Below are 21425 nucleotides of genomic sequence, written 5' to 3'. Positions count from 1 at the left end.
GCTTTTTCATGGAGGCCCGCAGGGCCCCGAGGCACGCACCCCGCGCTCCGGGGCCGCCATGGACTCAGCGCATCACTGCGCGCTGGCGGCCGAAGCCGGCGCCGACGCGGGCGCAGCCGCCGCCGGCGCGCTGGCCGCAGGCTCGGGCGCATGCACGGCATCGGCGCCGTGCTTCTCGCCGCCCATGTCGGCCTTGTCGCCCGCCTTGATGATCACGTACATCGACAACGCGGCGAACAGGACGAAACCAACAACAATCTTCCACATATCAATATCTCCTTGGATGGGTTTGTTCAATCAAGGGGCCTGGAGCGCGGCGTTGTAGGTTGTACTGGTGCAGCACAAGCCCCTTGATGGAACACAGGGCCCGACCCTTGCGGGGCGGGCCCTGCACACCGATCAGAAACGGTCAGTCGTTGGCGTAGATGTCAACGTCCTTGGTTTCCTTGACGAACAGGCCGCCGATCACCACGGTGGCGCCCGCGATGATGATGGGGTACCACAGGCCGTTGTACATATTGCCGGTCTGGGCCACGATGGCGAATGCCGTGGTGGGCAGCAGGCCGCCGAACCAGCCGTTGCCGATGTGGTATGGCAGGGACATCGACGTGTAGCGGATGCGGGTGGGGAACATTTCCACCAGCATGGCGGCGATGGGGCCGTACACCATGGTCACCAGCAGCACCAGGTAGGTCAGGATGACCGTGACCATGACCTTGTCGATGCGGGCGGGATCGGCCTTGGTGGGGTAGCCGGCGGCCTTCAGAGCATCGGCCACGGCCTTCTTGAACTCGCCGTCCTTCTTCTTGGCTTCGTCAGCGGGCAGGCCCTTGCTGGAGTACGAGGTGATGACCGTCTCGCCGATCTTGATCGAGGCGGGCGTGCCGGCGGCGGACGTGGCGTTCTCATAGCTCACCGAAGCGCCAGCCAGAACCTGCTTGGCGATGTCGCACGAGCTGGTGAACTTGGAGGTGCCGGTGGGGTTGAACTGGAACGAGCATTCCTTGGGGTCTGCCGTCACGATCACCTGGTTCTTGGCCTGTGCTTCGGCCAGGGCGGGGTTGGCCGCCTTGGTCAGCGCGCCGAACACGGGGAAGTACGTCAGCGCGGCCAGCAGGCAGCCCGCCAGGATGATGGGCTTGCGGCCGATCTTGTCCGACAGCGCGCCGAACACGATGAAGAACGGCGTGCCGATCAAGAGCGACACGGCCACGAAGATGTTGGCGGTGGCGCCATCGACCTTCAGCGCCTGCGTCAGGAAGAACAGCGCATAGAACTGGCCCGAGTACCACACCACGGCCTGGCCGGCGGTCAGGCCCACCAGCGCCAGGATCACGATCTTCAGGTTCTTCCACTGGCCGAAAGACTCGGTCAGCGGCGCCTTGGAGGTCTTGCCTTCGGCCTTCATCTTCTGGAAGGCGGGGGATTCGTTCATCGACAGGCGGATCCAGACCGAGATGGCCAGGAGCAGGATCGACACGATGAACGGGATGCGCCAGCCCCAGTCGGCGAAGGCTTCCTCGCCCATGGCCGTGCGGGTGCCCAGGATCACCATCAGCGACAGGAACAGGCCCAGCGTGGCCGTGGTCTGGATCCAGGCCGTGTAGGCGCCGCGCTTGCCGTGCGGGGCATGCTCGGCCACGTAGGTGGCCGCGCCGCCGTACTCACCGCCCAGCGCCAGGCCTTGCAGCAGGCGCAGTGCGATCAGGATGACGGGAGCCGCCACGCCGATCGATGCATACGTGGGCAGGATACCCACGATGAAGGTCGACAGGCCCATGATCAGGATGGTGACCAGGAACGTGTACTTGCGCCCGATCATGTCGCCCAGGCGGCCGAAGAAGATGGCGCCGAAGGGGCGGACGATGAAGCCCGCGGCAAACGCCAGCAGCGCGAAGATGAACGCCGAGCCGGCATCCAGGCCGCTGAAGAACTGCTTGGCGATGATGGCCGCGAGCGAGCCGTACAGATAAAAGTCGTACCACTCGAAAACGGTGCCGAGGGACGACGCGAAGATGACCTTCCTCTCTTCGGGCGACATCGGCCGCGGTGCGGGATGAACGGTTGCCATGGTGTGTGTCTCCTGTTGGTTGTTCAGACCGCGCTGCGGCGGGCTGCACGCATTCTTGGAGATGGCACTGACCACGCTCTGACGCGAAACCAACACGAGCTTTCACCAAACTGACCGCTCTCTGACAACTTAGGGTGAAACCCGCAGCGCCCCTTTCAGCATCCGGAAATCGCTCACACCTTGCCGGGTAAACCCGATGGGAGCTGGCTGACAGCCTCCCAGCCCGGACCGTCGAACCACGCGTCGCCGTCGAGGTACGCGCGCAGCATCGGCAGGCCGTCGAGGCCCCAGAAAAGCTTGCCGTCCACCTCGAACGCCGGCACGCCAAAAACGCCCGCCGCCTGCGCGGCTTCGGTGTTGGCGCGCAGCAGGGCCTTGGGGCCATCGCTGGCCGCATCCTCGCCGGGACGCAGCTGGTCCGCGAGTTGCGTGGCCAGATCGGCCAGGCGCGCCGGGTCGAGCGCATCGTGCCCGCCCTGCCACACATGGCGCAGCACCGTGCCGGCCACGAAGCGGTTGATGTGGCCGTCGTCGCTGCAGGCCAGCGCCGTGCGCAGCAGGGGCAGCGGGTTGAACGGATGGCGCGCGGGCATCTGCAGCGGCGTGCCCTGCGCGTGGCCCAGCCAGGTCACATGGCGGTAGGTCCAGTCGCGCTTGGGGGCGATGCCCGCCGGCCCGGGGTTGGCATGCTGCTGCAGCAGCGCACCCAGCAGCACGGGCTGGTAGGCCACGCTGTAGCTCAGCCCCTGCAGCGCCTCGGGCAGGCGCTCGAACGCCAGCCAGGCGTAGGGGGACACGAAGTCCAGGTAAAAGGTGATGCGCTTCACGGCGATGTCTCCTGTGCCTTCTGCGGGGCGGCCGGGATGCCAGCGCGGCCCAGCAGCTGCGCCCAGATGCCCCGGCGCAAACTGGCGTCGGCACGCGACCAGATGCGGATCTCGTCGAGCGTGCGAAAGCAGCCTTCGCAATGGCTGCGGTCGGGCGACATGCGGCACACCGAGATGCACGGCGAGGGCACGGGCTCCATGCTCCGGGCATCAAAATGGCCGCCAGCGCCCAACTGGCGGGCACGATCAGCTAGCAAATCAATAGCATTCATGCGGCGGGCTGCACGCTGGTGTCCACGGGCGCCTGCACCACGTCGACCACGGGCGCCCCGGTCAGGCGCTGCAGGTCGCCCGGATGCAGCGCAAACACGCTGTGCGGATGCCCGGCCGCGGCCCACACCACGTCAAAGCGCAGCAGGTCCTGGTCGATCAGCGTGACGGGCGGCGTGGCATGCGCCACGGGCGACACGCCGCCGATGGAAAAACCGGTGCGCGACTTCACGAACTCGGCGTCCGCCCGGCCGATCTTGCCGCCCACATGGGCCTCGACCTTTTTCTCGTCCACGCGCCGGTCGCCCGACGTGACCACGAGCACGGCCACGTCGTCGCTCTTGCGCCGGAAGATGATGCTCTTGGCCACCTGCCCCACGAGGATGCCCAGTGCATCGGCCGCCTGCTGCGCGGTGCGCGCGGCGTCGTCGAGCATCTGCGGCATGTGGGGATGGCCCTGCGATTGCAGCGCCGCGGCCACGCGCTGCACGCCGTCCGGCAAATTCTTCAGTTCAGCTCCGCACACGGTAGTTTTCTCCTGCGCCGATGGCGCTATCCCGCGCGTTTGGTCAGCAGTGCATTCGCTGCGCGGGAATTGGGTTTACGGTTCAGGAAGCCACTGATGTAGGCCCCCGCATCGATGAGCTTATCAAGATCGATGCCGGTCTCGATGCCCATGCCGTGCAGCATGTAGACCACGTCTTCCGTCGCCACGTTGCCCGTGGCGCCCTTGGCGTACGGGCAGCCGCCCAGGCCCGCCACGGAGGACTGGTAGTTCCACACCCCCAGCTCCAGCGCGGCCAGCGTGTTGGACAGCGCCTGACCGTAGGTGTCGTGGAAGTGGCCAGACACATCGTCGATGCCGAAATGCTTCAGCGTCGCTTCCAGCGCGCGCTGCACCTTGCGCGGCGTGCCCACGCCGATGGTGTCGGCCACGTCCACGCGCTGCACGCCGATGCCCTGGAGCAGGCCGGCAAGGTACTCCACGCGCCCGGGGGCGATCTCGCCCTCGTACGGGCAGCCCACGGTGCAGCTCATCGCGCCGCGCACGCCGATGCCGGCCGCCAGCGCCGCCTCGACCACGGGCGCGAAGCGCTCGATGCTCTCGGCGATGGAGCAGTTGATGTTCTTCTGGCTGAACGCCTCGCTGGCCGAGCCGAAGACCACGATCTCGTCGGGCCGGTCCGCCACCGCGGCTTCATAGCCCTTGAGGTTGGGCGTGAGCACCGAGTAGCGCACGCCGGCCACGCGGTTCACGCCCTGCATCACCTCGTGGTTGTCGGCCATCTGCGGCACCCACTTGGGGCTCACGTAGCTCGTGACTTCGATCTCTTTGAGGCCCGCGTCCTGCAGGCGGTGCACCAGGGCGATCTTGACGTCGGCGGGCACGGGCGATTTTTCGTTCTGCAGCCCGTCGCGCGGACCGACATCGATGAGTTTGACGCGGGAAGGAATGCTCATGGGCGGCTACCTGAAAGAAAAGGAAACGGGAAACAGGCCGGGCCTGGCGGCGGCAGCGCCCGGGCGGCGCCGCTGCAGCCCGGGCACCACGGCCGGGAACAGGCCTTCTATTGTCCGGGCTTCGCGGGGACGGCACCACCCCATATCCTGCCAGACCCTTCCCCGCTCCTGCCATTGCGGCGCCGGCGTCCGGGGCCTCAGCGTGCAGCCCCCTCCTCCATCTCCTGGCGCAGCAGCGCCACCATCTGCACCGCCGCCAGCGACAGGCGCCGCCCGCGCAACGTGACCAGGCCGATGGGCCGCCGCAGCGAGGGCAGCTTGAGCGGGCGGGCCACCACCTCGGGCCGGCGCACCACCTGCGCGGCCAGCTCGGGCAGCGCGCTCACGCCCAGCTGCGCGGCCACCATGGCCGCGATGGTGGCCAGGTGCTCCACCTCGTAGCGCGGCGCAAAGCGGATGCGGTGCGTGAGCAGCGCCTCGTCGGCGTACTGCCGCACGCTGGTGCCCGCCGGCATGGAGATGTGCGGCAGGTCTGCCACATCGGCCCAGGCCAGCGCACCGCGGCCCCGCGCCAGCGGGTGGGCGCGGGCCAGCAGCAGCACGAAGCGGTCGGACGACAGCGGGGTGTAGTCGAGGTCGGCATACGCGGGGTTGGCGGCAGTGAGCGCGAAGTCCACGCGCCCTGCGCGCACCATGTCGAACGCCGGGCCCGCCAGGCTGTCGAACAGCTCCAGGTGCACGCCCGGGTGCCCCGCCGCAAAGCGCGCGAACGCACGGGGCACCACGCCCGCCGCCAGCGACGGCAGCGCCGCCAGCGCCAGCCGCCCCACCTGCACCTGGGCCACGGCCTGCACGCGGCGCACGGTCTCATCCATCTGGTGGCGCAGAAAGCGGGCCTGCTCGGCAAACACCTCGCCCGCCTGCGTGAGCTGCACCGTGCGCGTGGTGCGGTCGAACAGGCGCGCGCCCAGCATCTCTTCAAGCCGCGCGAGCGTGCCCGACACCGCCGACTGCGACAGGTGCATCTGCAGCGCGGTGCGTCGAAAGCTCAGCGTGTCGGCCAGCGCCAGGAACACATCGACCTCGCGGGCCGACCAATTGATCTTCATGGCCGATCAGTCTATCGAAAAATACGTCTGGACCGCGCAATTCGGCCTGCCTAGACTGCACCGCAAGACAACACAAGGAGACACCAGCATGGACATCAGTTCGCCGCGCAATGCACGCACGGTGGTCGTGGGCGGGGGCACCATGGGCGCCGACGTGGCCGTGGTCCTGGCCCGCGGCGGCGCCCGGGTCACGGTGGTGGACCCGCACACCGCACGCCGCGATCTGCTCTTGCCGCACATTGCCGCAGAGCTCGACGCCGCCGGCCTGGCCACGAGCGCGGGCCCGGTGGAGGTGTGCGCCAGCCTGCAGGACGTGGCCTGGGACGGCGTGGTGCTGGTGGTCGAATGCATCACCGAGCAGCTGGCCGCCAAGCAGCAGCTGTTTGCCGAGCTGGAAGCCATCGCCCCGGCCAGCGCGGTACTGGCCAGCAACAGCTCGGGTTTTCCGATCAGCGCCATCGCACAGGGCCTGCCCACCGCGCGGCGCATGCTGGGCCTGCACTTCTTCATGCCGGCGCACCTGGTGCCGCTGGTGGAGGTGGTGCTGGGCGAGCGCAGCGACCCCACGCTGGGCCAGTGGCTGCACGGCTTCATGCGCCGCTGCGGCAGCGTGCCGGTGCTGGTGAAGAAGGACAAGCCGGGTTTTCTGGCCAACCGCATGCAGCATGCGCTGTCGCGCGAGGCGTTTGCGCTCATCGACGAAGGCATCGCGTCGCCCGAAGACGTGGACGCCGCCGTGCGCTTTGGCTTTGGCTTTCGCTTCCTGGCGGCGGGGCCGGTGCTGCAGCGCGACCACGCGGGCATCGAGGTGCACTGCGCGGCCGCGGCCACCATGTATCCCACGCTTTCCAACACCGACGTGCCCGCCCAGGCGCTGCGCGACCGCGTGGCCAGCGGCGAGCTGGGCATGAAGACCGGCAAGGGCTTCTTCGACTGGCCCGAGGACCGCAAACGCGCCGAGCGCACCCGCTACGACACGCTGCTGCGCCAGGGCTTGGCCCTGCTGGCCAGCGAGCTGCCTGCCATCGAGCCCGCCAGCACACACACCACGCCGGGAGCCACGCCATGAGCGCCACCAGCCAATGGCCTGACCCGCTGATCGTCACCGTGGCGCCCAACGGTGCCTACAAGCTGCCGAGCGACCACCCCGCCGTGCCGACCACGCCGGCCACGCTGGCCGCCACCGCCAAGGCCTGCCTGGAGGCCGGCGCGGCCATGATCCACATGCACATCCGCGACGCCCAGGGCCGCCACAGCCTGGACGTGGAAGGCTACCGCGAAGCCCAGCGCGTGGTGCACCAAGCCGTGGGCGATGCGATGGTGGTGCAGGTCACGAGCGAAGCCGCGGGCGTGTACCGCGCCCCGGCGCAGATCGTGATGGTCGAGGCGCTGCAGCCCGAGGCCGTGTCCATCGGCCTGCGCGAGATCGACCAGCCCGAGATCGGCGAGGCGGGGCTGCAGCGCTTCTTCACCGGCCTGGTGCAGCGCCGCTGCATGGTGCAGGTCATCCTGTACGACGTGGCCGACCTGCGCCGCTGGCAGGCGCTGCGCGCCAGCGGCGTGGTGCCGGATGCGCCGTGGTTTTTGCTGTTCGTGCTGGGCCGCTACAGCGCGGGCCAGACATCGAGCCCGCGCGACCTGCTGCCCTTCCTGGCCGCCCACGAAGGGCCCGAGCCCTGGGCCGTGTGCGCGTTCGGCGCGGCCGAGAACACCTGCATCACCGCCGCCGCGGTCTTCGGCGGGCATGCCCGCGTGGGGTTCGAGAACAACCTGCTGCGCAAGGACGGCAGCACTGCACCCGACAACGCGGCGCTGGTGCGCCAGGCGGTCGAGGCCGCGGCTGCGCTGGGGCGGCCGCTGGCCACGGCGCAGGACATCCGCCAGCGGTTCGGCGCGGGCTGAGCCTCGGCCCGCCTCTGCCCATTCTCATTACGCCATCAAACCCATCAGCCCGCGCCAGACGGGCCTTCATCCATCCGCAGGAGACACCATGCAACAACACCCCACCGCCCACGCCCACGCCCACGCCCACGCCCACGCCCCCGTACCGCAGGCCCGCCAGGCCACGCGACGCACGGCCATCCGCCTGGCGCTTGCCGTGCCCGCCACCTGGGCCCTGGCCCTGGGCATGGCAGGCCACGCCGTGGCCCAGACGGCCCCGGCCGCCTTCCCCACCAAGACCATTCGCTTCGTGGTGCCCTACCCGCCCGGAGGCCCCACCGACCTGATGGCGCGCATGCTGCAGCCCGAGCTGCAAAGCCGCCTGGGCGTGACCGTGGTGGTGGACAACAAGGGCGGCGCGGGCGGCAATTCGGGCAGCGCCGAGGTGGCCAAGCAGGCGCCCGCCGACGGCCACACCCTGCTGCTGGCCGCCAGCGGCCCGATGGCGGTGAACCCGTCGCTGTACGCCAGCATGCCCTTCAACCCGCTGACCGACCTGGTGCCCGTGGTGCAGCTGTCGGCCTTTCCGCTGGTGCTGGAGGTGCACCCCTCGCTGGGCGTGAAGACCCTGCCGGAGCTGATCGCCATGGCCAAGGCGGGCAAGCCGGTGCTGAGCTTTGCATCGGCCGGCAACGGCACGCCGCAGCACCTGGCGGGCGAGCTGTTCAACACCACCGCCCACGTGAAGATGGGCCACATTCCGTACCGAGGCGCGGGCCCCGCGCTCAACGACTTGCTGGGCGGCCAGGTGAACGTGATGTTCGACATCGTGGGCAGCTCGCTGCCGCACCTCCAGTCGGGCAAGCTCATCCCGCTGGCGGTCACGTCGGCCGAGCGCGCCAAGGTGCTGCCCAACGTTCCCACCATGGCCGAAGCGGGCGTGCCGGGCTACCAGATCACCGGCTGGCACGGCATCGCCGTGCGCGCGGGCACGCCGCAGGCCACCGTGGACAAGCTCAACGCCACGGTGAATGCGATCTTCAAGGAACCCGCCTTCCGCGCCAAGTGGGAGGCCATCGGCACGCCGGTGGTGGCGGGCACGGCGGCAGACTTCGGCGCGCTGATCAAGGCCGACTCGCAGCGCCTGGGCAAGCTGGTGCGCGATGCGGGCGTGACGATGGATTGACGGGCTGCCAGCCAGGGGCTCAGGGCGGTGGGGCCGCGGCCCTCGGGCGCAGGCGCAGCAACAGCCAGCCCGCCGCCATGCCCACGGCACCGAACAGCAGCATCACGACGCCGATGAAGCTCCTGATCGTGGTGGAGTTGCTGATCTCGGCCTGCGCGGGGTCCTTGGCGGGATAGCGCACCGTGACCGCCTCGCCGACCTTGTGCACGGCCTGAAGCTGGCGCGCCACCGAGTCCGTGAAACGCAGGGTTCGCCCGTCGCCCGCCACGAATTCCACGATGCTTTTCCGGGCGAGCGCCTTGCGGTGGGAGGGGCCGACAAAGGTCTCCTCATGCGCCACCACGCGGCCCTGGGCGGTGAGCGTGCCGCCCAGCAGGCTCATGCCCGAGGCCAGCAGCCACGCCGCGCCCAGCGCGGTCAGGGCACCGGGCACCAGCAGGAACCAGCCCAGGAAGCCAAGCAAGCCGCGAAAGGTTGACGTGTTCATGCCCCCATTTTCAACGCTGGAGACACCGCCGGCCAGCGGCCTCAGTACCCACGCCCGGGGTTCACCACGCCAGCGACCGTCTCGCCCCGCTGCAGCGCGGCCATCTTGCGCGCGATCTGGGCAATGCTCTCCTCGCGCAGCGTGCGCGCCGAGGTGTGGGGGGTGACGGTGATGCGCGGGTGGTTCCAGAACGCGTGGCCCGCGGGCAGCGGTTCGGTGCGGAACACATCGAGCGTGGCGCCGGCCACGTGGCCGCTGCCGATGGCCGCCAGCAGGTCTTCGTCCACGAGGTGCGCGCCGCGCGCCACGTTGATGACGTAGGCGCCCGGCAGCAGGCGGCCCAGCGTTTCCTTGTTGATGACATTGGCCGTGTCGGGCGTGAGCGGCAGCAGGTTGACCAGCACGCGGCTGGCCGCCAGGAAGTCGTGGAACTGCTCCGCGCCACTGAAGGCGCGCACCCCTTCGATGGCCTTGGGGCTGCGGCTCCAGCCGTTGACCGGGAACTCGAACTGCGCCAGCGCCTTGGCCACGCGCTCGCCCAGCACGCCCAGCCCCATCACGCCAATGGGGTAGTCGCCACGCAGGCGCGGCTTGCGGTAGCCCCAGCGCCCGGCCGCCATGTCGGCCTCGTAGCCGTCGAACTCGCGAAAGTGGCGGATGACCGCATGGCACACGTACTCGGCCATCTGTACGGCCATGCCCGCATCGTCGAGCCGCACCACCAGCGCACCGGGCGGCAGGCGCAGCTTGAGCAGCGCATCCACGCCCGCCCCGATATTGAACAGCGCCTTGAGGCCTGGCTGCTCGTCCATGAACTGCTGGGGCGGCGCCCAGACCACGGCGTAGCCGGCCTGCGGCGCGCCGGGCTGCCACACGGAAATATCAGCGCCGGGCAATGCGGCAGAAAGCCCCTGGAGCCAGGGGTCGGCCTTGGTGTCGGTACAGCAGAAGGTGATTTTCATGGCGCCCAAGCGTAACGGCATTGCCCCCCGCGCGCTGTCGCATGCGGGGTGCCCTGCGGCCGCCTACGCCTTTTCGGCCACCACCAGCTTGAGCAGCTCTGCGCCTTCGGTTACCTGGTCGCCCGGGGCGTACAGCAGCTCCTGCACCACGCCGTCTGCGGGCGCGGCAATGGTGTGCTCCATCTTCATGGCTTCCATCACCGCCAGCGGCTGGCCCTTGGTGACGGCATCGCCCGCCTTGACGGCGAACGACACCACCTTGCCGGGCATGGGGGCCGTGAGGCGCCCGCCTTCGGCCGCTGCCTCGCCCGCATGGGCCAGCAGGTCGATGGCGGTGATCTGCGTCGCGCCGCGCGGGGTGAACACATGGTCCACCTCGCCCTGGGCGTACACCGCAGCGCGGGTGCGCTGGCCTGCGAACTGCAGTTCGATGGCGCCGCCTTGTTCCGCGAATTCCAGCGGCCCTGCCACGGCCGCATCGCCCTCGCCAACCGCCAGGTGCAGCGTGCCGTCACGCTCATAGGTGAGCCAGGCCTTGGCGTGCTCGCCGCCAAACTCGAACTCGAAGCGGCGGCGCGTGAGCGCGTGGGAATGAAAACCGTCGCGACGGCTGAAGGGGTCCACGCCTTCGGTGGCGCGTTCATGCAGCACCGTCTGCGCCACGGCGGCTGCGGCGGCCAGGGGCAGGCCCACCGGCTCCTGGTGGAACAGCACCGCCTGCTCGCGCGGGATCAGCGCGGTGTCGAGCTGGGCGTTGGCAAATGCACCGGTGCGCGCCACGCGGCGCAGGAACTGCACGTTGGTCGCCAGGCCCACGATGTGCGTTTGCGCCAGGGCCTCGTCCAGCCGCGCCAGTGCCTGCTCGCGCGTGTCGCCGTGCACGATGAGCTTGGCCACCATGGAGTCGTAGAACGGGCTGATCGCATCGCCCTGGCGCACGCCGGAGTCCACGCGCACCGCGCCCCGCTCGAAGGTCACGCAGTCGGGCAGCGCATACACGTTGAGCGCGCCGGTGGCGGGCAGGAAGTTGTTGTCGGGGTTCTCGGCGCAGATGCGCGCTTCGATCGCATGGCCGGTGATGCGCAGCGCGTCCTGTGTCAAAGGCAGCGGCTCGCCAGACGCCACGCGCAGTTGCCACTCCACCAGATCGAGCCCCGTGATGGCCTCCGTCACCGGGTGCTCCACCTGCAGGCGGGTGTTCATTTCCATGAAGTAGAACTTCATCTGGTCGGGCCGCTCGTAGCCACCGGGCTGCTCCACGATGAACTCCACCGTGCCCGCGCCCACGTAGTTCACCGCCTTGGCGGCGGCCACGGCGGCTTCGCCCATCTGTGCGCGCAGTTCCGGCGTCATGCCGGGGGCGGGGGCCTCTTCCAGCACCTTCTGGTGGCGGCGCTGCACGGAGCAGTCGCGCTCGAACAGATAGACGCAGTTGCCGTGCGTGTCGCCAAACACCTGGATCTCGATGTGGCGGGGGCGCTGCACGTATTTTTCGACCAGCACCGCGTCGTCGCCAAAGCTGTTGATGGCCTCGCGCTTGCACGATTCGAGCGCGGCGGCGAAGTCCCCGCTCTTGTCCACCGCGCGCATGCCCTTGCCGCCGCCGCCCGCGCTGGCCTTGATGAGCACGGGGTAGCCGATGCGGTCGGCCTCGCGCTGCAGCAGCGCCGGGTCCTGGTCACTGCCGTGGTAGCCGGGCACCAGGGGCACGCCGGCCTTTTCCATGAGCTGCTTGGACTCGGCCTTCAGGCCCATGTCCTTGATGGCCGAGGGTGGCGGGCCGATGAAGACCAGGCCTGCGGCCGCGCAGGCGTGGGCGAAGTCCTCGTTCTCGGACAGGAAGCCGTAGCCCGGGTGGATGGCCTGTGCACCCGTGGCCTGGGCGGCTTCGATAATGCGCTCCCAGCGCAGATAGCTGTCCTTGGGCGCGCTGCCACCGATGTGCACGGCCTCGTCGCACACGGCCACGTGCTTGGCCTTGGCGTCGGCATCGGAGTACACCGCAACGGTCTTCACGCCCAGGCGCTTGGCCGTAGCGGCGACCCGGCAGGCGATCTCGCCACGATTGGCAATCAGAATCTTTTTGAACATTTTTAAGCCACCTTGGCAGAACCAGAAAAGAAAGAAGACAAGCGCCGCACCACGGCGCGCAGAAACTTGAACAGCACCACCAGGAGCAACACCGACACGGCCACCATCAGCACCAGTGCGATGCCGAAGGCCACCGGGTGCTGCGTGGCCAGCCACACCACGGCCACCACCAGGCCGTCTTCGAAAAACGACAGCAGCCAGTTGGAAAACGGCTCGGGCGAGGTGTTGGCCGCTGCGCGCGTGGTCATCTTGGTGGCCATCGACGTGGCGGCCAGCGACCCGCCCAGCAAACCGGCCACCACGCCCATGGTGGCGTTGTCGGCACCGAACACGCCCGCGGCCAGCAGGGCGCCGCCGGGCACGCGGATGACGGTGTGCACGGCGTCCCAGGCGCTGTCGATCCACGGGACCTTGTCCGCAAAGAACTCGACCAGCATCAGGCCGCCCGCCACCAGCAGCACCAGCGGGTTCTGCAGCACGTGCAGACCGGGGGGCAAGGGCATCCAGCCCATGGCACCCATGCCGCCGACGAGGAACACGACCGCGTACAGCCGAAAGCCGCTGGCCCAGCCCAGCGCGGCGGCCAGCGCCAGCAGGCTGGGCATGTCGAGCCGCGCGGTGGCCGTGGCCGCTGCGTCACCCACGGCGCGCGCCGTGCCGCCATCCACATGCAGCCCCAGCGTGTGGAGCCACTGCACGATGTTGAGCCAGAGGGTGTCCATGTCAGTAGGTCTCCCCGACACTGTGAAAGATCGCTGGCCGCGACAACTGGCGCGCCCCAGGCCAGGGACGCCGAGCAAGGGCCGCCCCGCAGCGAGGGCGTCGTCCACCTGCCCGGTGCGCGCAGCGCAACGAGAGCGGGGGGAAGGCGCGCAGCGCCTCAGGGGGGTGTCTCATATCAGCCAGTTCGGCTTGCGCTTGTTCAGGAAGGAATGCACGCCCTCCTTGCCCTCGTCGCTGGCGCGGATGTCGGCAATGCCCTGCACGGTGGCGGCGATCAGGCCCGCGTTGATCTCCCGCTCGGCCACATCCATCACCAGCTTCTTGCATACGCGCACGGCGTTGGGACTGGCACTGGTCAGGGCTTTCAGCAGTTCGTCCACCTTGGCGTCGAGCTGGTCGGCCGCCACGACCTCGTGCACGAAGCCGATGCGCAGCGCCTCGGCCGCGCCGAAGCGCTCGGCCGTCAGGAAATAGCGGTGCGCGGCGCGCGCCCCCATGGCACGGATCACATAGGGGCTGATGGTGGCGGGGATGAGGCCCAGCTTCACCTCGCTGAGGCAAAAGCCCGCCGTGTCCACCGCCACGGCCATGTCGCACGCGGCCACCAGGCCCATGCCACCGGCGTACACGTCGCCCTGCACGCGGGCAATCGTCGGCTTCTCGCATGCATAGATCACGCGCAGCATCTCGGCCAGCTTGGCGGCGTCGGCCACGTTCTCGTCGCGCGTGTAGTCGGCCATGCGGCGCATCCAGTTGAGGTTGGCGCCCGCACAGAACGCGGGGCCCTCGGCCGCCAGCACCACGGCGCGCACATCGGCACGCCCGCCCACCTCCATGAAGGCGGCGGTGATCTCGGCGATGACTTCGTCGCTGAAGGCGTTGCGGATCTCGGGCTGCGTGAGCGTGATGCGCGCCACGGCGCCGGTGTGGGTGATGGACAGGTTCTGGCTCATGGCTTGGGCGGGTTTTGCAGGAAGTAGACAAGGTCCAGCTCGGGGCTGGACTGGCCCAGGGCGGTCAATGCGGCGGTGATCTGGCCCCGGTGGTGCGTGCCGTGGTTGAACACATGCGCCAGCGTGGCCGCGAACGGCAGCGATGCCGCCGTGCCGCGCATGGTGGTGTAGTCCAGCGTACCGTCCCAGCGGCCTGGGGCGAACGAAGCGATCAGCGGTGCCCAGCGGGCCGCGCCCTCGCGCAGGCGGGCATCCAGCCGCGCGCGGTCGCTTTCCAGTTCGGCGTCCAGCGCCATCTTGGGCGAGGTGCCTTCGGCAAACCGCACGAACCACAGATGGTGTTCGCCCACCAGCAGGTGGTTGAGCGTGCCGTGGATGCTCTTGAAGAACAGGCCCACATCGCGCCGGTAGGCCTCTTCAGGCAGCGCCCGCACGGCATCGAGCAGGCGCGCCGTGGCCCACACGTTGTAGCGTGCGAGCTGGGTGAAGTGGGCGACGGCGTCCATGACGGCTCCCGGCACGGTCACATGCGGAACAGGCCGAACCTGGTGTCTTCGATGGGCGCATTGCGCGTGGCCGCCAGGCCCAGCGCCAGCACGCGGCGGGTGTCGGCCGGGTCGATCACGCCGTCGTCCCACAGGCGGGCAGTGGCGTAGTAGGGGTGGCCCTGGTCTTCGTACTGGCGGCGGATGGGTGCCTTGAAGGCTTCTTCTTCCTCCATGCTCCACTGCCCGCCCTTGCCCTCGATGCCATCGCGCTTGACGGTGGCGAGCACGCCGGCCGCCTGCTCGCCGCCCATCACGCTGATGCGCGCGTTGGGCCACATCCACAGGAAGCGGGGCGAGTACGCGCGGCCGCACATGCCGTAGTTGCCGGCGCCAAAGCTGCCGCCGATGATGATGGTGAACTTGGGCACGCTGGCCGTGGCCACGGCCGTGACCATCTTGGCGCCGTTGCGCGCGATGCCTTCGTTCTCGTACTTGCGCCCGACCATGAAGCCGGTGATGTTCTGCAGGAACACGAGCGGGATCTTGCGCTGGCAGCACAGCTCGATGAAATGCGCGCCCTTCAGGGCCGACTCGCTGAACAGGATGCCGTTGTTGGCGATGATGCCGACCATCATGCCTTCGATGCGCGCGAAGCCCGTGACCAGCGTGGTGCCATAGCGCGCCTTGAACTCGTCGAACTCGCTGCCATCGACGATGCGGGCAATGATCTCGCGCACGTCGAAGGGCTTGCGTGTGTCGACGGGGATCACGCCGTAGAGCTCTTCAGCTACAAATTTAGGAGCTACTGGCGCTTGATCGGCGGGCGCTGGAGCCTTGTTTTTGTTCAGATTTCGCACCGCATTGCGCGCCAGTTGCAGCGCATGCAGGTCGTTTTGCGCCAGGTGGTCGGCCACCCCCGACAGGCGCGTGTGCACGTCGCCACCGCCCAGGTCCTCGGCGGTGACGACCTCGCCCGTGGCGGCTTTGACCAGCGGCGGGCCGCCCAGGAAGATGGTGCCCTGGTTCTTGACGATGATGGACTCGTCGCTCATGGCCGGCACGTAGGCGCCGCCCGCCGTGCAGCTGCCCATGACCACGGCGATCTGCGAGATGCCCATGGCGCTCATGTTGGCCTGGTTGAAGAAGATGCGGCCGAAGTGGTCGCGGTCCGGAAAGACCTCGTCCTGGTTGGGCAGGTTGGCACCGCCCGAGTCCACCAGGTAGATGCAGGTGAGGTGGTTCTGCTGCGCCACTTCCTGCGCGCGCAGGTGCTTCTTGACGGTGAGCGGGTAGTAGGTGCCGCCCTTCACCGTGGCGTCGTTGCACACGATCATGCAGTCCACGCCGCTCACGCGGCCGATGCCGGCAATCAGCCCCGAGCTGGGCGCATCGTTGTTGTACATGTTGAGCGCGGCCAGCGGTGCCAGCTCCAGGAACGGTGTGCCCGGGTCCAGCAGCATCTGCACGCGTTCGCGCGGCAGCAGCTTGCCGCGCGCGGTGTGCTTGGCGCGGGCCGCTTCGCCGCCGCCCTGGGCGACCTTGTCGAGCTGGGCGCGCAGGTCGTCGACCAGCGTGCGCATGGCCGCGGCGTTGGCCAGGAAGTCCGCCGAGCGGGCGTTGAGTTGGGTGTCGAGAATGGTCATGCTGTGTTGCTTCTTGTGTGTTTCACGCGGTCTTGGCTTCGACCAGACCGAGCTGATCCTTCATCTCATCGCGGATCTTGAACTTCTGGATCTTGCCCGTCACCGTCATCGGGAAGCTGGTGACGAAGCGGATGTAGCGCGGCACCTTGTAGTGCGCGATCTGGCCCTTGCAGAAGGCGCGGATGTCGTCTTCGGTGGGCTTCGTGCCCGGCTTGGCGATGATCCAGGCGCAGAGCTCCTCGCCATACTTGGCATCGGGCACGCCCACCACCTGCACGTCCTGCACCTGCGGGTGGCGGTACAGGAACTCTTCGATCTCACGCGGGTAGATGTTCTCGCCGCCACGGATCACCATGTCCTTGATGCGGCCGACGATGTTCACATAGCCCTCGGCGTCCATGGTGGCGAGGTCGCCGGTGTGCATCCAGCCGCCTTCGTCGATGGCCTCGCGGGTCTTGGCATCGTCGCCCCAGTAGCCGTGCATCACCGAATAGCCCTTGGTGCAGAACTCGCCGCGCTGGCCGATGGGCACCACGGCGCCGGTGTCGGGGTCCACGATCTTGACCTCCAGGTGCGGCTGCACCTGGCCCACGGTGGAGACGCGCTTGTCGAGCGGCGTGTCGGTGCTGCTCTGGCAGCTGACCGGGCTGGTCTCGGTCATGCCGTAGGCGATGGTGATCTCGCGCAGGTTCATCTGCTCCACCACGCGCTTCATCACCTCGGTGGGGCAGGGAGAGCCCGCCATGATGCCGGTGCGCAGGGTGGACAGGTCGAACTCGGCGAACCGCGGGTGGTCCAGCTCGGCGATGAACATCGTGGGGACGCCGTGCAGGCCGGTGCAGCGCTCGTCCTGCACCGTCTGCAGCACGGTGAGCGGGTCGAACCCGTCGTTGGGGTACACGATGGTGGCGCCGTGTGTCAGGCACGCCAGGTTGCCCAGCACCATGCCGAAGCAGTGGTACAGCGGCACGGGGATGCACAGGCGGTCCTCGGGCGTGAGCTTCATGCATTCGCCGATGAAGAAGCCGTTGTTCAGGATGTTGCGGTGCGTGAGCGTGGCGCCCTTCGGGAAGCCCGTGGTGCCGCTGGTGAACTGGATGTTGATGGGGTCGGTGGCCTTGAGCGTGGCGGCCACCTGGGCCAGGCGCGGGTCGGCCGCATCGCCGCGCGCGATCAGGTCCGAAAAGCGCAGCAGCCCGGGCTCGTCGGCGCCCTGGCCCGCCTCGTCGATCCACACCACCGTGTGCAGGTGGGGCAGCTTCACCGCGCCCAGCTGGCCCGGCTGCTGGTGCTGCCACTGGGGCGCCAGCTCGCGCAGCATGCCCAGGTAGTCGCTGGTCTTGAAGCGCGCCATGGTCACCAGCAGCTTGCAGCCCACCTTGTTCAGGGCGTATTCGACTTCGGACGTGCGGTAGGCCGGGTTGATGTTGACCAGCACCAGGCCCGCCTGCGCGGTGGCCAGCTGCATCAGCACCCATTCGGCGTTGTTGTGCGACCAGATGCCCACGCGGTCGCCGGGCGCCAGGCCCTGGCCGAGCAGCGCGCTGGCCAGGCGCTGCGCCTGGACCTGCAGTTCGGCGTAGGTGTAGCGGCGCCCCTGGTGCACGCTGACCAGCGCCTCGCGCCCCGGTTGGCGGGCCACCATGCCGGCAAAGAAATCGCCGATGGTCTGCTCGATCAGCGGGACGCCGCTGGCGCCACGGGCGTGGCTGCCGGTGAGAGGGGCCGCGGCGGCAAAGGCGGCAGGGGTCGTCGTCATGTTGTGTCTCCTTGCATGGCTCTTCCTCCCGCGTGCGGCGGCGGGGGCGGCGATCCGTAAGCATAGAAGCCCTGGTCCGGCCCTGGTTGCCACAAAGGTTGCAAATCGTGCCACGCATCGGGCACACTGCCTTGTGTGAAACCCGTTGCCCCCACCCCCGAGCCGGCCTGGCAGGCCCTGGCCCCCACCAGCGCACCCGCCGTGACGCCCATGGCCTTCGTGCGGGCGATCGCGCTGGCCTACGAACGCCGGGGCATGGGCCCCGAACGCGCCCTGGCGCAGGCACAGATCGCGCCGGAGCTGCTGCACGATACCCATGCCCGCATCACCGCCTGGCAGATGGAGCAGATCTCCGATGCCGCCATGCAGGAGCTGGACGACGAGGCCCTGGGCTGGTTCAGCCGGCGCCTGCCCTGGGGCAGCTACGGCATGCTGGCGCGCGCGTCCATCAGCTCGCCCAACCTGCAGGTGGCGCTGGCACGCTGGTGCCGCCACCACGGGCTGCTCGCGGACGATATCGCGCTGCACCTCACGGCCCAGGGCGGCACCGCCACCCTGGGCATCGCCGAAGCACGCGACCTGGGCGCGTTGCGCGAGTTCTGCCTGGTCTCGGTGCTGCGCAATGCACACGGGCTGGCCTGCTGGCTGGTGGATTCGCGCATACCGCTGATCGCCGCCGAGTTCGCGTTCGCCGCGCCGCCGCATGCGGACGCGTACGCGGTGCTCTTCCGCGGCCCGGTGGCCTTTGGCGCCCCGCGGACGGCCATCCACTTCGATGCGCGCTACCTCAGCCTGCCCCTGCGGCGCGACGAGCAGGCCCTGCGCCAGATGCTGCAGCACGCCCTGCCCCTGACGGTGCTGCAGTACCGGCGCGACCGGCTGCTGGTGCAGCGCGTGCGCCAGCTGCTGGGCGCCCCCGTGGCCGGGCAACTGGCGCATGCGCTGCCCCAGCACAGCGCCGAATCGCTCGCGGGCCTGCTGCATGTGTCGCCGCGCACGCTGCACCGCCAGCTCAAGGAAGAAGGCGCCACGCTGCAGGGCCTGAAGGACGAGGTGCGCCAAAGCCGCGCCGTGGACCTGCTGCACCGCACGGACCGCCCCATCAAGCAGGTGGCCGAGGCGGCGGGCTTCGTCAACGAGAAGAGCTTCATCCGCGCGTTCCGCGGCTGGACGGGGGATTCGCCGGCGGAGTTCCGGCGCAAGGCGCGCAACGCCGCATGAAGCGTTGCGGCGCTGCGTGACGAGCGTCGCCAGGACGGCACCGGCCAGCGCACTTTCGCCACCCGCCACTACACTGGCGGGCCCGGTCACCACACCGCCATGCCCCCACCGCACCCATGATCCATCTGTACCACTGCGTCAGCGCCCGCTCCTTCCGCCCGTTGTGGATGCTGGAAGAGCTGCGGCTGCCGTACGTGCTGCACATGCTGCCGTTTCCGCCGCGCGCGCACGCCCGCTGGTTCCTGGAAGAGAACCCGCTGGGCACCGTGCCGCTGCTGGTGCAGGGCAAGGCGCCACACCAGGTGCGCATGACCGAATCGGCCGCCATCTGCCAGTACCTGGCCGCCGCGCACCCGGACGCCGGGCTGGACGTGCGCCCCCCCGACCCGGCCTTTGGCGCCTACCTGAACTGGCTGCACCTGGGCGAGGCCACGCTCACCTTTCCGCAGACGCTGGTGCTGCGCTATGGGCGTTTCGAACCCGCGGACCGCAAGCAGCCTCAGGTGGTGGTGGACTACAGCCGCTGGTTCCTGGCGCGCCTGCGCGCGGTGGAGGCCGCCGTGGCCCGCAGCGACTACCTGTGCGCGGGCCGCTTCACGGCGGCCGATGTGTCGGTGGGCTATGCGCTGCTGCTGGCCCAGCACCTGGACCTGGAGCCGCAGTTCGGCGAGGCCACGCGCGCCTACTGGCAGCGGCTGCAGCAGCGCCCCGGCTACCAGAGGGCCCTGGCCGCGCAGATCGAAGCGGCCGAGGACCAGGACGTGCCCACCACCCCCGCGCCCGACACGCGGCCCTGAGCCAGGGACGAAAGGCCTGCCCGCGCGGGCTGTCGGCCGACCGGCCCCGCGCCTCTGTCACTGCGACGGCTGCGGCGGCCTGGGTGCGCCGTGCAGCAATGACTGCACCAGCGCGCGGAACTCGGGCGAATGCCGCAGCACGCTGCCGCCGGCCTCGATGAGGTCGGTGACCTCTTCGTGGGAGATGGAGAACGCCGTGGGCACCTGCAGCAGGCGCCGCCGCGCCACGTCGTCCGGCGCGTCGCGCAGGTTCACGGGAATCACATGGATCTCGGCATCGGGCGCGAAGGCATCGCCGCTGCCCGTGGAGCCCGCGGCCAGGGCCTGGCGCCACTGCTGGGTGATGTCGCGCAGGAACTCCTGCGTCTCGCGCGTGGCGCGTGCGCCGGTGCCGAACAGCAGCGCATCCACCACCTGGGCCATGTTGGGCACCTGGTCGCTCATGTCGATGTTGACCGACGGGTCGCGCTCCGCGTTCACGGTGATCAGCACCAGCTTGCGGATGGTGGCGGGCGGGATGCCCACCTCGCTGAACGTCTGGCGCAGGCCGCCGCCCGCCAGGGCCCGGTCCAGCAGGCGCTGCACGCCCAGGTTGTCGGCCAGACCGCCGTCCACCAGGTGGATGTAGGGCTTGCGCTGCGCGTCGGTGTAGCTCAGTTCGTGCGCGCGGTACAGCCGGGCACGGTAGTCGCCAGCGGCCGCGGCGCGCGCGCTGGCCGTGGAGCCGGTGCGGCGTTCAGGGCACTGGTCGGCGTAGTTCTTGAGCGTCATCGGGCTGAGCAGCAGCGGCACGGCCGACGAGGACGCCACCGCAAACGACAGCGGCACCTTGCGCAGGTCCGAGCAGATCAGCGTGAACTGCTCCCAGGTGAACTCGAAGCCCGTGCCCAGCGACATGTCGGTGGCGGTGATGAACAGTTGCGGGTGGCGCGGGCGCCGCTCCACATCGCCGAAGGTCAGCCCGCCGTACAGGTCGTCCAGCCGCCGCGCGAGCAGGTGGGTGCGGCCCAGCCAGGGCGAGGTCAGGTCCACCAGGTTGCCGGGCCGCAGGGCCTGGGTGATGAGGCTGTTCTGGAAGTTCTGCCGCAGGAAGTCGTGCTCGAACCGGGGCAGCCCCTCGATGCCATGCGCCGCGAAGTAGGCGGCAACAATGCTGCCGCCCGACACGCCGCTCACCACGTCCGTGGCGTCCAGCAGGGTGGTGTCCCGCCCATTCCAGCGAAAGCGGGTCTGCTGCATCTCGGTCAGCACGCCGAAGCCGAAGGCGGCCGCGCGCGCGCCGCCGCCCGAAAGCGTCACGGCCACCAGGATGGTGGGGTCGCGCTCGGACTTGCGCACGGGGATGTCCCGGTCTTCGGGCGGCAGCGGCTCGTTGATCCAGGGGCGCACCGACGAGCAGCCCATGAGAACGCCGAGGGCCGCGAGCGCGGCGCAGTTGCGTAGCCACCGTGGCAGCTGGCTGCTGTGCTTGGGCATGGCGTGTCCTGGTGCGAACA

21 protein-coding genes are annotated in these 21425 nt (G+C 69.3%); 5 read left to right on the top strand and 16 right to left on the bottom strand.

The genetic code is table 11. From position 1 onward, the window contains the following. Positions 1 to 72 precede the first annotated feature (72 nt). The 7 genes from AC1RVY_RS13445 to AC1RVY_RS13415 form a co-directional block, all read right to left on the bottom strand. A complete protein-coding gene (locus AC1RVY_RS13445; protein ID WP_218296261.1) occupies positions 73 to 267 on the bottom strand; it encodes a hypothetical protein in 195 nt (64 codons plus the stop codon). A 142-nt stretch (positions 268 to 409) separates the two neighbouring features. Next, positions 410 to 2071, bottom strand: coding sequence for an MFS transporter (locus AC1RVY_RS13440; protein ID WP_218296262.1), 1662 nt, complete (start codon positions 2069 to 2071; stop codon positions 410 to 412). Positions 2072 to 2244: 173 nt separating this feature from the next. After that, on the bottom strand, positions 2245 to 2898 hold the full coding sequence (locus AC1RVY_RS13435) for a 2-hydroxychromene-2-carboxylate isomerase (protein ID WP_218296263.1): 654 nt from the start codon (positions 2896 to 2898) through the stop codon (positions 2245 to 2247). Further along, positions 2895 to 3170: a DUF1289 domain-containing protein gene (locus AC1RVY_RS13430; protein WP_218296264.1), complete on the bottom strand. Its 276-nt coding sequence runs from the start codon at positions 3168 to 3170 to the stop codon at positions 2895 to 2897. The genes AC1RVY_RS13435 and AC1RVY_RS13430 overlap by 4 nt, the downstream gene beginning before the upstream one ends. After that, positions 3167 to 3694, bottom strand: a complete 528-nt coding sequence (locus AC1RVY_RS13425; RefSeq protein WP_218296265.1) for a YbaK/EbsC family protein — start codon at positions 3692 to 3694, stop codon at positions 3167 to 3169. The genes AC1RVY_RS13430 and AC1RVY_RS13425 overlap by 4 nt, the downstream gene beginning before the upstream one ends. A gap of 26 nt (positions 3695 to 3720) precedes the next feature. Next, positions 3721 to 4629: a hydroxymethylglutaryl-CoA lyase gene (locus AC1RVY_RS13420; protein ID WP_218296266.1), complete on the bottom strand. Its 909-nt coding sequence runs from the start codon at positions 4627 to 4629 to the stop codon at positions 3721 to 3723. A 197-nt stretch (positions 4630 to 4826) separates the two neighbouring features. After that, a complete protein-coding gene (locus tag AC1RVY_RS13415; protein ID WP_492806831.1) occupies positions 4827 to 5738 on the bottom strand; it encodes a LysR family transcriptional regulator in 912 nt (303 codons plus the stop codon). Between the two features lie 88 nt (positions 5739 to 5826). Here AC1RVY_RS13415 and AC1RVY_RS13410 point away from each other — a divergent pair, with 88 nt between their 5' ends. The 3 genes from AC1RVY_RS13410 to AC1RVY_RS13400 all read left to right on the top strand — a co-directional run bounded on the left by AC1RVY_RS13410 (position 5827) and on the right by AC1RVY_RS13400 (position 8805). Continuing rightward, the gene (locus AC1RVY_RS13410; RefSeq protein ID WP_492806830.1) at positions 5827 to 6807 is read left to right on the top strand and encodes a 3-hydroxyacyl-CoA dehydrogenase family protein; all 981 of its coding nucleotides are present in this window, start codon (positions 5827 to 5829) and stop codon (positions 6805 to 6807) included. After that, entirely contained in the window at positions 6804 to 7640 is an 837-nt protein-coding gene (locus AC1RVY_RS13405) for a beta-keto acid cleavage family enzyme (RefSeq protein WP_492806829.1), read from the top strand. The genes AC1RVY_RS13410 and AC1RVY_RS13405 overlap by 4 nt, the downstream gene beginning before the upstream one ends. 88 nt (positions 7641 to 7728) lie before the next feature. After that, positions 7729 to 8805 (top strand): Bug family tripartite tricarboxylate transporter substrate binding protein, encoded by a 1077-nt coding sequence (locus AC1RVY_RS13400; RefSeq protein WP_492806828.1) that lies wholly within the window; start codon positions 7729 to 7731, stop codon positions 8803 to 8805. A gap of 19 nt (positions 8806 to 8824) precedes the next feature. Here AC1RVY_RS13400 and AC1RVY_RS13395 read toward each other — a convergent pair whose 3' ends face one another. From AC1RVY_RS13395 to AC1RVY_RS13360, 8 genes are all read right to left on the bottom strand, one after another. Continuing rightward, the gene (locus tag AC1RVY_RS13395) at positions 8825 to 9292 is read right to left on the bottom strand and encodes a DUF3592 domain-containing protein (protein WP_492806827.1); all 468 of its coding nucleotides are present in this window, start codon (positions 9290 to 9292) and stop codon (positions 8825 to 8827) included. A gap of 41 nt (positions 9293 to 9333) precedes the next feature. Continuing rightward, entirely contained in the window at positions 9334 to 10254 is a 921-nt protein-coding gene (locus tag AC1RVY_RS13390) for a 2-hydroxyacid dehydrogenase (protein WP_492806826.1), read from the bottom strand. Between the two features lie 63 nt (positions 10255 to 10317). Beyond that, a complete protein-coding gene (locus AC1RVY_RS13385) occupies positions 10318 to 12345 on the bottom strand; it encodes an acetyl/propionyl/methylcrotonyl-CoA carboxylase subunit alpha (RefSeq protein ID WP_492806825.1) in 2028 nt (675 codons plus the stop codon). 2 nt (positions 12346 to 12347) lie between these two features. Further along, positions 12348 to 13067, bottom strand: a complete 720-nt coding sequence (locus tag AC1RVY_RS13380; RefSeq protein WP_369643473.1) for a DUF4126 domain-containing protein — start codon at positions 13065 to 13067, stop codon at positions 12348 to 12350. A 171-nt stretch (positions 13068 to 13238) separates the two neighbouring features. Beyond that, positions 13239 to 14021: an enoyl-CoA hydratase/isomerase family protein gene (locus AC1RVY_RS13375; RefSeq protein WP_369643474.1), complete on the bottom strand. Its 783-nt coding sequence runs from the start codon at positions 14019 to 14021 to the stop codon at positions 13239 to 13241. Continuing rightward, positions 14018 to 14527 (bottom strand): DinB family protein, encoded by a 510-nt coding sequence (locus AC1RVY_RS13370; protein ID WP_218339893.1) that lies wholly within the window; start codon positions 14525 to 14527, stop codon positions 14018 to 14020. The genes AC1RVY_RS13375 and AC1RVY_RS13370 overlap by 4 nt, the downstream gene beginning before the upstream one ends. A gap of 17 nt (positions 14528 to 14544) precedes the next feature. Next, positions 14545 to 16152, bottom strand: a complete 1608-nt coding sequence (locus tag AC1RVY_RS13365) for a carboxyl transferase domain-containing protein (RefSeq protein WP_369643475.1) — start codon at positions 16150 to 16152, stop codon at positions 14545 to 14547. Positions 16153 to 16174: 22 nt separating this feature from the next. After that, positions 16175 to 17911: an AMP-binding protein gene (locus AC1RVY_RS13360; protein WP_369643476.1), complete on the bottom strand. Its 1737-nt coding sequence runs from the start codon at positions 17909 to 17911 to the stop codon at positions 16175 to 16177. 210 nt (positions 17912 to 18121) lie between these two features. Between AC1RVY_RS13360 and AC1RVY_RS13355 the strand changes: the two genes are divergently transcribed. Together AC1RVY_RS13355 and AC1RVY_RS13350 are read left to right on the top strand one after the other, a co-directional pair. Then, positions 18122 to 19132, top strand: a complete 1011-nt coding sequence (locus tag AC1RVY_RS13355) for an AraC family transcriptional regulator (RefSeq protein ID WP_369643798.1) — start codon at positions 18122 to 18124, stop codon at positions 19130 to 19132. Positions 19133 to 19248: 116 nt separating this feature from the next. Beyond that, a complete protein-coding gene (locus tag AC1RVY_RS13350; RefSeq protein ID WP_369643477.1) occupies positions 19249 to 19929 on the top strand; it encodes a glutathione S-transferase family protein in 681 nt (226 codons plus the stop codon). A 57-nt stretch (positions 19930 to 19986) separates the two neighbouring features. On the opposite strand, the gene AC1RVY_RS13345 is transcribed toward AC1RVY_RS13350, so the two are convergent. After that, positions 19987 to 21405, bottom strand: a complete 1419-nt coding sequence (locus tag AC1RVY_RS13345; RefSeq protein ID WP_369643478.1) for a patatin-like phospholipase family protein — start codon at positions 21403 to 21405, stop codon at positions 19987 to 19989. Between the last annotated feature and the right edge of the window lie 20 nt (positions 21406 to 21425).

It is taken from the genome of Acidovorax sp. GW821-FHT11A03, assembly GCF_058809075.1.
The sequence above is the reverse complement of the archived record's forward strand: the minus strand, read 5'-3'. Positions and strand labels throughout refer to the sequence as shown.

Bases quoted from the DNA above. Each gene is read 5' to 3' on its own strand.
- AC1RVY_RS13445 (WP_218296261.1), bottom strand. From the start codon at position 267: ATGTGGAAGATTGTTGTTGGTTTCGTCCTGTTCGCCGCGTTGTCGATG.
- AC1RVY_RS13440 (WP_218296262.1), bottom strand. From the start codon at position 2,071: ATGGCAACCGTTCATCCCGCACCGCGGCCGATGTCGCCCGAAGAGAGG.
- AC1RVY_RS13430 (WP_218296264.1), bottom strand. From the start codon at position 3,170: ATGAATGCTATTGATTTGCTAGCTGATCGTGCCCGCCAGTTGGGCGCT.
- AC1RVY_RS13420 (WP_218296266.1), bottom strand. From the start codon at position 4,629: ATGAGCATTCCTTCCCGCGTCAAACTCATCGATGTCGGTCCGCGCGAC.
- AC1RVY_RS13415 (WP_492806831.1), bottom strand. From the start codon at position 5,738: ATGAAGATCAATTGGTCGGCCCGCGAGGTCGATGTGTTCCTGGCGCTG.
- AC1RVY_RS13410 (WP_492806830.1), top strand. From the start codon at position 5,827: ATGGACATCAGTTCGCCGCGCAATGCACGCACGGTGGTCGTGGGCGGG.
- AC1RVY_RS13405 (WP_492806829.1), top strand. From the start codon at position 6,804: ATGAGCGCCACCAGCCAATGGCCTGACCCGCTGATCGTCACCGTGGCG.
- AC1RVY_RS13400 (WP_492806828.1), top strand. From the start codon at position 7,729: ATGCAACAACACCCCACCGCCCACGCCCACGCCCACGCCCACGCCCAC.
- AC1RVY_RS13395 (WP_492806827.1), bottom strand. From the start codon at position 9,292: ATGAACACGTCAACCTTTCGCGGCTTGCTTGGCTTCCTGGGCTGGTTC.
- AC1RVY_RS13390 (WP_492806826.1), bottom strand. From the start codon at position 10,254: ATGAAAATCACCTTCTGCTGTACCGACACCAAGGCCGACCCCTGGCTC.
- AC1RVY_RS13385 (WP_492806825.1), bottom strand. From the start codon at position 12,345: ATGTTCAAAAAGATTCTGATTGCCAATCGTGGCGAGATCGCCTGCCGG.
- AC1RVY_RS13380 (WP_369643473.1), bottom strand. From the start codon at position 13,067: ATGGACACCCTCTGGCTCAACATCGTGCAGTGGCTCCACACGCTGGGG.
- AC1RVY_RS13375 (WP_369643474.1), bottom strand. From the start codon at position 14,021: ATGAGCCAGAACCTGTCCATCACCCACACCGGCGCCGTGGCGCGCATC.
- AC1RVY_RS13370 (WP_218339893.1), bottom strand. From the start codon at position 14,527: ATGGACGCCGTCGCCCACTTCACCCAGCTCGCACGCTACAACGTGTGG.
- AC1RVY_RS13365 (WP_369643475.1), bottom strand. From the start codon at position 16,152: ATGACCATTCTCGACACCCAACTCAACGCCCGCTCGGCGGACTTCCTG.
- AC1RVY_RS13360 (WP_369643476.1), bottom strand. From the start codon at position 17,911: ATGACGACGACCCCTGCCGCCTTTGCCGCCGCGGCCCCTCTCACCGGC.
- AC1RVY_RS13355 (WP_369643798.1), top strand. From the start codon at position 18,122: ATGGCCTTCGTGCGGGCGATCGCGCTGGCCTACGAACGCCGGGGCATG.
- AC1RVY_RS13350 (WP_369643477.1), top strand. From the start codon at position 19,249: ATGATCCATCTGTACCACTGCGTCAGCGCCCGCTCCTTCCGCCCGTTG.
- AC1RVY_RS13345 (WP_369643478.1), bottom strand. From the start codon at position 21,405: ATGCCCAAGCACAGCAGCCAGCTGCCACGGTGGCTACGCAACTGCGCC.